Below are 12,362 nucleotides of genomic sequence, written 5' to 3'. Positions count from 1 at the left end.
GATGCGGGTCGGCCTGCGTCGGTCGGTCCCCACGGACGGACGGGAGGCGCGGTGCCAGCCGGCACCGCGCCTCCCGTCCGCCCTGCGGTCGCGTGGGCGATCAGGCCTTGGTGGCCGCGTCGATCGTGTTCTCGGCGATCGTGTCCTCCTCGCGCCCGGGGGTGCGGAGGTTCCACTTCTTGATCACGAACGAGAACAGGAAGTAGTAGACGACCGCGTACGCCAGGCCGATCGGGATGAGCCAGATCGCCCCCTCGGCCTTGCCGAAGTTCAGGACGTAGTCGATCGCGCCGGCCGAGAACGAGAACCCGTCGCGGATGCCGAGCGCGTTCACGAGGGCGAGCGACGTCCCCGTGAGGAACGCGTGGATGACGTAGAGCGGGAACGCGACGAACATGAACGAGTACTCGAGCGGCTCGGTGATGCCGGTCACGAACGAGGTGAGCGCGGCCGAGATCATGATGCCGCCGACGAGCTTGCGGTTCTGGATCTTCGCGTTCCGCCAGATCGCGAGCGCACCGGCGGGCAGCGCGAACATCATGATCGGGAAGAACCCGGTCTGGAAGATGCCCGCGGTCGGGTCGCCGGCGAGGAAGCGCGCGATGTCGCCGTGGTAGGTCACCCCGCCGCTCGTGAAGCTGCCGAGCTGGAACCACGGGAAGAAGTTGAGCAGCTGGTGCAGCCCGATCGGGATGAGCATGCGGTTGACGAACCCGAACACCCCGCCACCGAGCACGGCGTTGTCGGCGACGGCCTGACCGGCTGCGGTCAGCGCGATGTCGAAGTAGCGGTAGACGAAGGACATCAGCACGGCGATGACGAGGCCGGCGACGGCCGCGAGGATCGGCACGAGGCGGCGGCCCGAGAAGAAGCCGAGGAAGTCGGGCATCTTCGTGCGGTGGAACCGCGTCCAGAGCCCGGCCGAGACGAGGCCCATCACGATGCCGCCGAGGACACCGAAGTTGATCGTCGCCTGGGCGCCGTTGGCGTCCTTGACACCAGCGAGGACGATCGGCGACATGGCCGCGAACACCTGGTACATGACCATGTAGCCGACGACCGCGGCGAGCGCCGTCGTGCCGTCGGACTTCTTCGCCCAGCCGATCGCGATGCCGACCGCGAACAGCAGCGGCAGCCAGGTGAAGACGCCGTTGCCGGCGGCCGCGATGATCGAGGCGCCCTGGGCGAACCCGGGGATCGCGCCGAGCATGTCGCTCTGCCCGAGGCGGAGCAGGATGCCGGCGGCCGGCATCACCGCGATCGGGAGGAGCAGGCTGCGGCCGAGCCGCTGTGCGTTGGCGAAGAGCTTGGACTGCTTCTTCGGGGTCTTCTTCTCCGGCACGTCCGTGGCAGCAGCAGTGCTCATCGGCGTTCCTCTCGTCGTCGGGTGGAGCTGTCGGGGAGTTGAGCGGGTCAGACCACACCGGTACGCTCGGCGTGACGCCGCTCCGGTCCTGTCCGGTCATGACCAGTTCCGTAGTCTGATCCCGAACCGAGTGGGTGTCAACCCGTTCCACGAAGCCGTAACGAGGAGGAAACGATGGCCGAGATCAAGGCAGCCGACATCATCGCCGCACTGGGTGGCGCCGACAACATCGACGAGGTCGAGGGCTGCATCACGCGCCTCCGCGTCGAGGTCGAGGACGGCGACCTCGTCGACAAGGCCGCCCTGCAGGCAGCGGGCGCGCAGGCCGTCGTCGGCGGCGGCACCGGCTGGCAGGTCATCGTCGGCCCGGTCGCGGACAACCTCGCGCAGGACATCCAGGACGAGCTGTGACGGCGGTCCGGACCCCGTTCGCGGGTCCGGTCGTCGCGCTGGCCGACGTGCCGGACCCGGTCTTCGCCGGACAGCTCGTCGGGGCCGGCGTCGCCGTGGACCCGACCGGCGTCGACGGACCGGTCACCGCGGTGGCCCCGGTGGACGGCACGATCGTCAAGCTCCACCCGCACGCGTTCGCGCTGCAGGGCTCGGCCGGGACCGACGTCCTGGTGCACGTCGGCATCGACACCGTGAAGCTCCGGGGCGAGGGCTTCGAGCTGCTCGCGGCCGAGGGCGACACCGTCCGCGCCGGCGACCCGGTCGTGCGCTTCACCCCGACGGCGATCACGGCCGCCGGGTACTCGCCGGTGTGCCCCGTCGTGGTGCTCGGCAGCGCGCCGGACTCGGTCGACCAGGGCACGGTCGGCACCACGGTCGACGAGGGCGCCACGCTCTACACGGTCTGAACCGGGCGGCGCACCACGCGGGAGGTCACGGCGACGTCGCCGTGACCTCCATCTGCACGCGGTAGCGGTCCGAGCGGTACCAGGAGCGGCTGTGCTCGACGGGCCGGTCCCCCGAGTACGACACCCGGTCGAACTCGAGCAGGGGCGCACCCGTCCGCGTGCCGAGCAGCGTCGCGACGTCGTCGGACGCGGGCGTCGCCGCCACGGTCTGCTGCGCGCGGTCGATCGGCCTGCCGTACTCGACCGCCGCGAGCGAGTACACCGACCCGGACAGGTCCTGGTCGAGCAGCCCGGGGAACGCGTCCGCCGAGAACCAGGCGTCGTCGACCGAGACCGGCGCCCCGTCGGCCATCCGGAGGCGCTTCAGGTGGTGGGCCGCGACGTCGCCGTCGAGCCGCAGGGCCGCCGCGGTGTCGGCCGGCGGGACCTTCTCCTCGCGCACGAGCACGACCGTGGTCGGGACGTGGCCGAGCGCGCGCATCTCCTCGGTGAACGAGGCGAGGTGCAGCGTCGACTGCACGGGCCGGTGCGTCACGAAGGTGCCCTTGCCGCGGACCCGCTCCAGGTAGCCCTCGTTGACGAGCTGACCGAGGGCCTCGCGCACGGTGATGCGGGAGACGCCGTACTCGGCGATGAGCTGCCGTTCCGAGGGGATCGCCGCGCCCGGTGCGAGCCGCTTCGTCGCGAGGTCGAGCAGGATGCGCCGCAGCTGCTGGTGCTTCGGTTCGGCACCCTCGGTGATGCGGCTCGTCATCCGGTCCCTCGTGCTCGGTCGCGCGGCATGGTGGTCGTGGAGGTGGTCATGCGCGGACATGACCAGTTGCCCTCACAGTATCGATTCGTCCGGAGAACGCCAACGCCGTGACAAGATGACGCGCGTGACCTCGGTGGTGATCGTCGACGACGAGACGCTCGTCCGCTACGGCTTCGAACTCATCCTCGGTGCCGCGGCGGACATCGACGTGCTCGCCACGAGCGGGGACGTCGACGCCGTCGAGACCGTGCGGCGGCACCGGCCCGACGTCGTCCTGCTCGACGTCCGGATGCCGCGCGTGAACGGCCTCGAGGTGCTCGCCCAGCTGCGCGAGCTCCCGGAACCGCCCGCGGTCGCGATGCTCACCACGTTCGACACCGACACGCAGGTCGTCGCCCGCGCGATGGACTCCGGGGCGTCCGGCTTCCTGCTCAAGGACACCGACCCCGAGTCGCTCGCCGAGTACGTCCGCGCGCTCGCCCGCGGCGGGATCGTCCTGGCGCCCGGTGTGGACCGCACCCGCCTGTTCGCCCAGCACCCCGCGGTCGAGGCGCCGGACCTGTCGCCCCGCGAGCACACCGTCGTCCGGCTCGTCGCCGAGGGCGCGAGCAACCCGGAGATCGGCCAGCGCATCGGCGTCAGCACCGGCACCGTGAAGGAGGACGTCCGCGCCCTCCTCGCCGCGTTCGGCGTCACGACCCGCGTCCAGCTCGCGCTGCGCGCGGCCGAGGCCGGGCTGCTCGATGGCTAGTCCCGTCAGCCGCGTCACCCGGGCACTGTGGCGGGCGGACGGGAGGCTCGAGGGACTCGTCGACGCCGGCCTGCGCTGGGTGCGCACCCGGCGGACACCCTGGTGGCTGGTCGACGCCCTGTTCGTCGCGGCCGCGGTCGTGGACGCCGCGCTCGACATCGCCGGGACGACGACGACCGAGCGCACCCTGTCGCTCGTCGCCGCCGGTGCGCTCGTGCTCCGGCGCCGCCTGCCCGTGCTGACGTTCGCGCTCACGATGCCCGGGCTCTTCATCGGCTCGGGCGTCGTCGCCGCGAGCATCGCGCTCTTCACCCTCGGCGAGCGCACCGACCGGCGGTGGCTCATGCTCCTCGCCGCGGTCGTGCAGTTCGTCGGGTTCAGCGGCTTCGTCGTGGGGCCGCCGCAGCAGCTCGACGAGATCGTCGTCTCGACCGTCTACGCGCTCATCTTCGCGCTCGGCCCGCTCGCCATCGGGATGCTCGTCCGCACCCGTGCGGTGCTCGTGGACCGCATCGCCGAGCTCGGGGCCTCCCGGGTCGAGGAGCGGCGCCGCGGGGCCGAGGTCGCACTGTCCCGCGAGCGTGCCCTGCTCGCCCGCGAGATGCACGACGTCGTGTCGCACCAGGTGACGCTCATCGCGGTGCAGGCCGGGGGTGTGCAGATGGCCGGCCGTGACGCCCGCGAGCGCGACTTCGCCCGGACGATCCGGCAGCTGTGCGTCGTCACGCTGCAGGAGCTCCGCGAGATGGTGCAGGTGCTCCGCGCCTCGGGCGGCACCGACCGCGAGATCGCGCCGCAGCCGGTGCTCGCCGACCTCGACCGGCTCGTCGCCGCGAGCGGCCTGCCGACCGAGGTCGCCGTGGACCTGCCGGACACGCTCCCCCTGCCCGTCCAGCGCGCCGTCTACCGGTTCGTGCAGGAGGGCCTGACGAACGTCCGCAAGCACGCCCCCGGCGCCGCCGTCCGGGTCACCGGTCGGATCGAGGCGGACGAGGTCGTCGTCGACCTCGTCAACGGACCGGCCTGCGCGGACCGCCTCGAGCTGCCCGGATCCGGCCTCGGACTGATCGGGCTCGGCGAGCGGGCGTCGCTGCTCGGCGGCAGCCTGACGTCCGGCCGCGGCGCGGACGGCGGCTTCGCGATCCACCTGCGCCTGCCGGTCGAGCACCTGCCGCTCGCGACGGCCGGCTGACCCGCCGTGCCGCACCTCGTCCTCGAGGCGTGCCCCGAGGGGGACGCCGGGTGGCCGATCGGCCACCCGGGTTCACGCCCCGGTCCGATGCGGGACGACCGCGCCGTCCGGTGTGATGACACCGTGGCACCCGAAACCCTCATCGCACACCTGCGTCGCTCCCCCGTGACCGTCGCCGTCGCCGTCGCAGCGCCGGTGCTCCTCGTCACCGCCCGGATGGCGCACGCCGAGCCGGACTTCCCGCACCACCCGCCGGTCGCGGTCGTCGCACTCGTCGCCGTGGTGTTCGCCGCGGGCCTCGCGGAACGCAGCTTCGGGTCGCTCCGGACCCTGCTGATCGGGGTCGCCGCACCGGTCGCCGCGGTCCTCGTCACGCTGCTCACCGTGACCCTCGGTGCCGCGATGGGCGAGGCGCACGCCGAGTTCGCCGCCGGACAGCCGCTGTTCGCCCCCTCGATGGTCGCGACCGCGCTCCTCGGGGCCGCGTCGGCCGCGATGCCGGTGCAGCGCCGACGCCGGACCCGCACGGTGCTCTGGACCGTGGTGCTCACCCTCGTGCTCTTCGCCGGACACGGCTCCGACCTGGCCCGTGCCCTGGCGACCCTGTTCGGGACCGCGGCCGGCGCGCTCGTCGTGCACCGCGCCTCCCGGTCCGACCGGACCACCCGACCGGCCGCCGACGCCCCCTGGAACCCGCGCACCCTGGTGGTCGCGACGCTCGTCGCCCTCGGTGCCGGCACGCTCGTCACCCTGGTCGTGCCGGAGCCCGACGGCGTGCTGTCGCCGTTCGCCGACGCCATGAGCGACCGCGCCGTGCTCGTCGTCGGTCTGCTGCTGCTCGGCTCGGCGTGGCTCGTGCAGCGCGGCCGTCGTGCCGGCGTCGTCCTGGCCGCCGGGGTCCTCCTCACCCTGACCGCGGTGCTCTCCGACGTGTTCCTCATCGAGCCGATGACCGACGACGCGGTGCAGTGGCAGGGGCTCGGGGTCGACGCCGTCGAGTGGCAGGTCACGCTGCTCGGGGCGTGGATCGTCCCCGCCGTCGTGCTGCTCGCCGTGGTGGCGCTGCGCGGACGGCTCGTGCGGGCCCGCTTCCGGGCGTCGAGCGCGTGCGCCGAGGACTTCCGCGGCATGCTCCGCAGCGGTGACGCCGGATCGCTCGGGCACATGGGCACCTGGCAGGGCAACGCGACCTGGGCCGACCCGGCCGGACGCGGCGCCGTGGCCTACCGGGTCTGCGGCGACGTCGCGCTGACGGTCTCCGACCCCGCCTGCGCCGCCGAGGACCGCGCGGCCGTCATCGACGCGTTCACCGCCTTCTGCGCACGCCAGGGCTGGGTCCCCGCGTTCACCACGGTGCACGAGCCCGTGCGTGAGCTCCTCGCGGCCCAGGGCTGGACCGCGCTGCCCGTCGGCGTCGAGTCGGTGCTCGACGTCACGACGTTCGACCTCCGCGGCAAGAAGCGCCAGGACCTCCGCACGGCCTCGAACCGGGCCGACCGCGAGGGCCTCCGCGACGAGTGGACGACCTTCGGCGCCCTCGACGACGCACAGCGCGCCGAGGTCGAGACGATCTGCGCGCGGTGGGCCGCCGACCGCCGCCTGCCCGAGATGGGCTTCACGCTCGGCGGGCTCCGCGAGCTCGACGACCCGGCCGTCCGGCTGCTCCTCGCGGTCACCGCCGAGGGCCACGTCACGGCCGTCACGAGCTGGCTGCCGGTCTACGAGCACGGTTCGCTCGTGGGCTACACGCTCGACGTCATGCGCCGCGGCGACGACGGGATGCCCGGTGTGATGGAGTTCCTCATCGCCCGGACCGCCCTCCGCGCCCGCGAGGCCGGCCTCACCACGATCAGCCTGTCCGGCACGCCGCTCGCCGTGCACGACGACGCCGGTCCCCTGGTCGCCCGCGGCTCGAAGCTGCTCGCACGCCTGCTCGAGCCCGCGTACGGGTTCCGGTCGCTGCAGCGCTTCAAGGAGAAGTTCGGCGCCCGGCACGAACCGCTCTGGCTCGTCGTCCCGTCCGCGGTCCAGGTCCCCCGCGTCGCCCGCGCCCTGACGAGCGCGTACGTCCCCGGGCTCCGGCCGAAGCACCTCTGGGCGCTCCGCCAGGCCCACACCGCCACCACGACGCAGGCCACGCCGGTGCCCGCCGCACCGCGCCCGTGAGCCCCACCGAGTGGCTGCTCGCGACCCAGCTGCAGGCGCCGTCGAAGCTCGTCCCGATCGACACGGCCTTCGTCGTCCTCGCCCTGGCGGTGCTCCTGCCGGCCGTGCGCCGGTGGCGTGACCGCTCCGCGTGGAAGTCGGTCGGGCTCCGCGCGGCGGTCGCCGCCGGCGGCGCCCTCCTGCTGCTCGTCGCGTGCTTCGTCACCACGCACGTGGTCGACCTGTTCGGCGTCGCGCTGAGCCCGGTCACGCAGATGTGGAGCGCGTTCGCCGGGGCCGGGCTGGCCCTCGCCGTCACCGGCATCGTGCAGGGCGGCGGGTGGCGACGGGCCCTGGCGATCGTGCTCGTCCCGGCCGCGCTGGTCGTGCCCGCCCTCGGCATCAACGTCGAGTTCGCCAAGTACCCGACGCTCGGCACCGTCGTGGAGACGAACCCGTACCCGACCCTCGGAGCCGGTGCCCGTCCCTCGTCCGGCGCGACCCCGAGCCAGGCGTCCGCCCCCGCGACCGCGACCGTGCCCGCGGCGGGCCAGGTCTACACCACGGAGATCCCGGGCACACGGTCCGGGTTCCACGCACGGCCCGCGGTCGTGTACCTGCCGCCGGCAGCCCTCGTCCCGGACCCGGCCCCGCTCCCCGTCGTCCTGGCGTTCTCGGGCCAGCCCGGCTCCCCGAGCGACCTGTTCACGGCCGGCCAGCTCGCCACCCCGCTCGACGAGTACGCGCGCACCCACGGCGGCCGCGCACCGATCGTGGTCTCGGTCGACCAGCTCTCGACGCCCGGCCTGAACACGATGTGCGTCGACTCCCGACTCGGGAACGTCGACACCTACGTCACGCAGGACGTCCCGGCGTGGATCACGACGCACCTGCCCGCGACCACCGACCGGCGGGCGTGGGGCCTGACCGGGTTCTCGCAGGGGGCGACCTGCTCGATGCAGTTCCTCACCGGACACCCCGACCAGTTCGGTGCCGCCCTGGCGGTGTCGAGCGAGCTCCAGCCGATCGACATCTCCGCCCGGCACAGCGCCGACCAGGCCTTCGGCGGGTCCCTCGCGCGGTGGCGGGCGGCCGCCCCGATCGCGCAGATGCAGACGAAGGGGCTCACCGGGCACGCGCTCTGGCTCGCGGCCGGGTCGTCCGACGCCGAGTTCACGAAGAACGCGCAGCAGCTCGGGGACGCCGCGACCGCGGCCGGTGCCCGGGTGACCGTCTCGACGGCACCGGGCAGCGGACACGACTGGAACACGGTGCAGTGGGCGTTCCGGACGGACGTCGCGCCGTTCGCGGACGCGCTGCTGGCGGCGCTGCCGGCACCCACCGGGTGATGACACCTACCGATACATCACACTCTTGCCGATCGGCTCCTCCGCTGCCAGGGTTGTCCTGCTCGCCACCGAGCACACGACACGAGGGGGAACATGCACCACACGATCGCGAAGAGCATCATCGGCCTCGGCCTGACCGCGGCACTCGTCGCCGCCACGGCGACCGCGGCATCGGCCGGTCCGCTGGAGGTCCTGGGGAACGGGACCGAAGCCGGGGGCACCGTCATCACCGATCCGTCGGGAGGTTCCCGCACGATCACCGGGACCGGCGCGCGCAGCGACGGTGGGGGCGGCAGCTTCTGGCAGTGGGGTGTCAGCGGCGGCAGCGCCTGGTCGAACTACTTCCGTGAATCGCGGTGCCACGGAGCCACCGCGATCGGCAAGAAGAGCAAGCGGGTGACCGGCATCCCGGGCGGGCGGTACGCCTACGCGGCGACCCCCAAGGCATCCAGCGGCAACCAGGCCTACTACCACAACTGCTGAGCGGCGGGGCGGGTCCTGCACAGCGGGACCCGTCCTCGTCCGGAACGAGGAGCTCCGATGACCCTCCGCCCAGTCGGGATCGCCTACGCGATCCCCCCGGTCCTGGCGTTCTTGCTCGCCTGCGTCGGTCTCGCCGTCGTGAGCGAGTCGGGCCTCGTCGGGGCGTCGTCGACCGTGACGGCCGTCGCCGGCAGCGCTCCGGCATCGAACGGCCGAGTGGCCGACGCCCTGCGCGAGGCCGCAGATGCGACCGGTTCGACCGTCGTACGGACGATCGCGGACCGGGAACACCCCGAGTCGCGGCGGACCGCGCTCGTCACCGCCGCCCCGGGCTCAGCCGGCCGTGCCTGGCTGCGCGACGGCTACACCGACTTCTGGCCCGGCGTCGCGACCCGCGTCCGGCCCATGACCGCGCTGGTCGACCACGATCCCGTCGGGACCTACGAGGTGTTCGGCGCCCCCGCAGGCCGCACGGCGGTGGCCGCGGCCCTCGCCGACGTCGGGTACGAGACGACCTCCGCGACCACGTCCTTCGCCGACCGCATCGGCCTCGGCGCTGGCCCGGCCGGTACCGCTGGTCTCGTCGCGGCGATGTGCTCCGGCTGCGTCGCCCTGTGCCTGGTGGACACGATCGGTTCGCCACGGCGAGCCGCCGTCAGGCGAACCCACGGTCGGAGCACGATCGCAGTCCTCCGGAGTGAGTTGGTCGAAGCGCGGATCGTCGCGTTCGTGGTGCTCGTCGGCACGCCGGCCGTCCTGCTCGGGCTCTGGCTCACGGGCCGGGCCTCCTGGGCGCCGACCCTGGCGGCGTCCACCGGCCTGCTCGGCGCAGCACTCCTCGCGCCGGTGGTGCTCGCGCACATCGTGGGGACGGTCCTCGCCTGTCGACTCCCGCTGACGACGGCCCTCCGCGGAGCGCGGCCGAGCAGCACGATCGTGGTGCTCGCACACCTCGCTCGCGTTCCCGTCCTGCTCCTGCTCGTCTCCGCGGTCTTCGACCTCTCCGGGTCGGTCGCCGCCCTGCGATCGGGAACCGCCGCACGCGACCTCCGGGCGGCCGGAGCCGCAGTCCAGCTCTGGGTCACGCCCGATCCCCGACCGGTGGAGACGCAGCAGTACTGGGACCGGATCGGCGGGTTCGCCGCGGACGCGCTCCGAGGACACGGCGCCCTGCTGGCCGCGCCCGCGGAGGTCTCGTCGGGGCGTGACGGGACGACGGTCCCCGCGCTCTTCGTCGACCCGGAGTACCTCCGCCTCCAGGACGTGCGCGCGGCCGACGGTTCGCGTCTCACCGACGACGCCGAGGTCGCCGTGTGGCTGCCGCCGCGGAGCGACCTCGATGCAGAGGCACTGGTGGCCGCGCTCGGAGCCTGGGAGCTCCGGGGTGCAGGCGGTGCGGCCGCCCGGACAGCGATCGGGACCCTCCGCTCCGACGAGCTGTACACCTACCCCGGCGACACCTCGTCCCGGGCGTGGCTCCCGAACGCGGTGCTCGTGGTCGTCCGGGACCCAGCCTCGGCCTTCACCGCGGACCAACTCGGCTCGTGGACGTCCACGGGCGACGTCCTGTTCCGGTCCCGGGCGGTCGCCGAACGCGCGATCCGCGACTCGGCCCTCGGGGACGAGTTCAGCGCCGTCGTCGACGTCGGACAGGCGGCTGCCGAGGAGGCCCGCTCCGCCCTGCTCGACACCGGTGTCGGTGCCGCCGCGGTCGCGAGCGACGTCCTCGTCGCCGGCGCGCTCGCCGGGGCAGCCATCGTCGTCACGCGCCGTCGCCACGGTCGCGCCCGGTTCCTGGCCTCGGCCTCCGGCCTGCACCCGCTCCGCGCCGATCGTGCGCTGTTCCTCGCAGAGGCAGGACTCGCCTCCGTCGCCCTCCTCTGCGCCTTCGGGCAGTGGGGCGACCGAGCTCCGGACGGTACCGGCCGCGCCTCCGTGCTCGACCCGGTCGCCGCCGGGACACCGACGGCTGCGGCGCTCGCGGCCGCAGCCGTCCTGGTCGTCGCGTGCGCGAGCTCGACGCTCGTCGTGGTGACGGCCCGCAGGAACGATCGGACTCGAGGGGCGGGAACACGGTGATCCAGGTCCGGAACGTCGAGAAACGGCGCGGGTCCACGATCCTCTGGGGCGGGTTGTCCTTCTCGGTGCGTCCCGGCGAGGTCGTGGCCGTCACCGGTCCGAGCGGCGCCGGCAAGTCGACGCTGCTCGACTGCGTCGGGCACATCGACACGGTCGACTCCGGCTCCGTCGTCATCGACGGGAGGGACGCCGGTCGCAGTGCACGGCGGGCGCGTCTCGTCCGACGTGACGTGCTGGGGTACCTCTTCCAGGACTTCGGCCTCGTTCCCGACCTGACCGTGGCTGCGAACGTGGACCTCGCACGGAATCGTCACGGTGCCGTCGCGTCGGATGGGCCGACGACGGCGGCGGCACTCGCCGCCGTGGGCCTGGACGGGCGTGGAACGGAACGGACCCACCGGCTCAGCGGCGGTGAGCAACAGCGGGCCGCGGTCGCGCGACTCCTCGTCAGACGCCCGAAGGTCGTGCTCGCCGACGAGCCGACGAGTGCGTTGGACGACGAGAACGCAGCGCTCGTCCTCGACCACCTCGAGCGGTTGGCCAGGGGCGGCACGGCGGTCCTGATCGCCACCCACGCGTCCGCCGTCGTCGCGCGGGCGACACGGACCGTCGAGTTGGCGGCACCGACCACTGCGCAGACTCGGCGCTGACCGGGCCGTGCTGACCGATCCGTGCTGACCGGCCTTTGCCGACCCGATCGGTGCTGAGCGGCCGACGCTGCTCGATCGGCGCTGGGCCGCCAGCGAAGAGCGGCCCTCGCCGGCGGGTCAGGCGTTCGCGACGAGCCAGGACCGCTGCGCGGGCGCGAGCGGACGGTCGGCCCAGACCTGCCCCTCGACCCCGGCGGGCACGGTCACCGACGCGGGGCCCTGCCACACGAGGTCGAGCCCGGAGCGCCGGAGCACCGCGGCCGAGGCCGGGTTGTTCGTGAGCACCCGACCGGTCACCGGGACGTCGGGTGCCGTGCGGGCGGCTTCGTCCACCGCGGCACGGGCGAGCTCCACGGCGTACCCGTTGCCCCAGGCCTCCGGGACGAGCCGGTAGCCGAGGTTCCAGACGTGCCCGGCGGTCATGTCGACCCCGCCGACCCCGACGAACGCGCCGTCGGTCGTGCGGACCGCCCACGAGCCGAGCCCGTGGCGCGCGCGGCCACCGATCTTCCGCTGCACCATGTCGACCGTCGACGACCGGTGCGCGTGCCGGCCCGAGGGCAGGTGCGTCCACGTGCGGGCGTCCGAGAAGAGCGCGTGCACCACGTCGATGTCGGCCGGCGTGAGCGGCGTGAGCACCAGGCGACCCGTTCGGATCTCCTGCTGAGGGGTCAGGAGCTGGTGGACCATGCCCCGATCATCGTCCGCGCCACCGACAACCGGGCGGACACCA

General features: G+C 73.5%; 12 protein-coding genes. 9 read left to right on the top strand and 3 right to left on the bottom strand.

Features of this window, described 5'->3' with window-relative positions:
* Positions 1 to 100: 100 nt before the first annotated feature.
* Positions 101 to 1,366, bottom strand: coding sequence for a PTS transporter subunit EIIC (locus QOL16_RS02385; RefSeq protein ID WP_065962484.1), 1,266 nt, complete (start codon positions 1,364 to 1,366; stop codon positions 101 to 103).
* A 174-nt stretch (positions 1,367 to 1,540) separates the two neighbouring features.
* On the opposite strand from QOL16_RS02385, the gene QOL16_RS02380 reads away from it, so the two are divergent.
* Both QOL16_RS02380 and QOL16_RS02375 read left to right on the top strand, forming a co-directional pair.
* Entirely contained in the window at positions 1,541 to 1,777 is a 237-nt protein-coding gene (locus QOL16_RS02380) for a PTS transporter subunit EIIB (protein WP_065962481.1), read from the top strand.
* Positions 1,774 to 2,226, top strand: coding sequence for a PTS glucose transporter subunit IIA (locus QOL16_RS02375; protein WP_071249074.1), 453 nt, complete (start codon positions 1,774 to 1,776; stop codon positions 2,224 to 2,226). The genes QOL16_RS02380 and QOL16_RS02375 overlap by 4 nt, the downstream gene beginning before the upstream one ends.
* Before the next feature lie 25 nt (positions 2,227 to 2,251).
* On the opposite strand, the gene QOL16_RS02370 is transcribed toward QOL16_RS02375, so the two are convergent.
* Entirely contained in the window at positions 2,252 to 2,980 is a 729-nt protein-coding gene (locus QOL16_RS02370) for a GntR family transcriptional regulator (protein ID WP_305411293.1), read from the bottom strand.
* 115 nt (positions 2,981 to 3,095) lie between these two features.
* Here QOL16_RS02370 and QOL16_RS02365 point away from each other — a divergent pair, with 115 nt between their 5' ends.
* The 7 genes from QOL16_RS02365 (at position 3,096) to QOL16_RS02335 (ending at position 11,629) form a co-directional block, all read left to right on the top strand.
* The gene (locus tag QOL16_RS02365) at positions 3,096 to 3,731 is read left to right on the top strand and encodes a response regulator transcription factor (protein ID WP_071249078.1); all 636 of its coding nucleotides are present in this window, start codon (positions 3,096 to 3,098) and stop codon (positions 3,729 to 3,731) included.
* Positions 3,724 to 4,923, top strand: a complete 1,200-nt coding sequence (locus QOL16_RS02360; RefSeq protein WP_083230238.1) for a sensor histidine kinase — start codon at positions 3,724 to 3,726, stop codon at positions 4,921 to 4,923. Before QOL16_RS02365 ends, QOL16_RS02360 begins: the two co-directional genes overlap by 8 nt.
* Positions 4,924 to 5,046: 123 nt before the next feature.
* Entirely contained in the window at positions 5,047 to 7,089 is a 2,043-nt protein-coding gene (locus QOL16_RS02355; RefSeq protein WP_175473062.1) for a bifunctional lysylphosphatidylglycerol flippase/synthetase MprF, read from the top strand.
* The gene (locus QOL16_RS02350; protein ID WP_071283774.1) at positions 7,086 to 8,417 is read left to right on the top strand and encodes an esterase family protein; all 1,332 of its coding nucleotides are present in this window, start codon (positions 7,086 to 7,088) and stop codon (positions 8,415 to 8,417) included. The genes QOL16_RS02355 and QOL16_RS02350 overlap by 4 nt, the downstream gene beginning before the upstream one ends.
* A 93-nt stretch (positions 8,418 to 8,510) precedes the next feature.
* Positions 8,511 to 8,900: a lactococcin 972 family bacteriocin gene (locus QOL16_RS02345; RefSeq protein WP_083230237.1), complete on the top strand. Its 390-nt coding sequence runs from the start codon at positions 8,511 to 8,513 to the stop codon at positions 8,898 to 8,900.
* Between the two features lie 57 nt (positions 8,901 to 8,957).
* Positions 8,958 to 10,979 (top strand): hypothetical protein, encoded by a 2,022-nt coding sequence (locus QOL16_RS02340; RefSeq protein WP_065962468.1) that lies wholly within the window; start codon positions 8,958 to 8,960, stop codon positions 10,977 to 10,979.
* Positions 10,976 to 11,629, top strand: a complete 654-nt coding sequence (locus tag QOL16_RS02335) for an ABC transporter ATP-binding protein (RefSeq protein WP_065962467.1) — start codon at positions 10,976 to 10,978, stop codon at positions 11,627 to 11,629. Before QOL16_RS02340 ends, QOL16_RS02335 begins: the two co-directional genes overlap by 4 nt.
* Before the next feature lie 117 nt (positions 11,630 to 11,746).
* Here QOL16_RS02335 and QOL16_RS02330 read toward each other — a convergent pair whose 3' ends face one another.
* Positions 11,747 to 12,319, bottom strand: coding sequence for a GNAT family N-acetyltransferase (locus tag QOL16_RS02330; protein ID WP_071283771.1), 573 nt, complete (start codon positions 12,317 to 12,319; stop codon positions 11,747 to 11,749).
* Positions 12,320 to 12,362 lie beyond the last annotated feature (43 nt).

This window comes from Curtobacterium sp. MCBA15_004 (assembly GCF_001865055.2).
Lineage (GTDB): Bacteria > Actinomycetota > Actinomycetes > Actinomycetales > Microbacteriaceae > Curtobacterium.
This window is presented reverse-complemented; position numbering and strand designations above follow the sequence as displayed.

Bases quoted from the DNA above. Each gene is read 5' to 3' on its own strand.
- QOL16_RS02345 (WP_083230237.1), top strand. From the start codon at position 8,511: ATGCACCACACGATCGCGAAGAGCATCATCGGCCTCGGCCTGACCGCG.
- QOL16_RS02330 (WP_071283771.1), bottom strand. From the start codon at position 12,319: ATGGTCCACCAGCTCCTGACCCCTCAGCAGGAGATCCGAACGGGTCGC.
- QOL16_RS02360 (WP_083230238.1), top strand. From the start codon at position 3,724: ATGGCTAGTCCCGTCAGCCGCGTCACCCGGGCACTGTGGCGGGCGGAC.
- QOL16_RS02380 (WP_065962481.1), top strand. From the start codon at position 1,541: ATGGCCGAGATCAAGGCAGCCGACATCATCGCCGCACTGGGTGGCGCC.
- QOL16_RS02365 (WP_071249078.1), top strand. From the start codon at position 3,096: ATGACGCGCGTGACCTCGGTGGTGATCGTCGACGACGAGACGCTCGTC.
- QOL16_RS02385 (WP_065962484.1), bottom strand. From the start codon at position 1,366: ATGAGCACTGCTGCTGCCACGGACGTGCCGGAGAAGAAGACCCCGAAG.
- QOL16_RS02370 (WP_305411293.1), bottom strand. From the start codon at position 2,980: ATGACGAGCCGCATCACCGAGGGTGCCGAACCGAAGCACCAGCAGCTG.
- QOL16_RS02340 (WP_065962468.1), top strand. From the start codon at position 8,958: ATGACCCTCCGCCCAGTCGGGATCGCCTACGCGATCCCCCCGGTCCTG.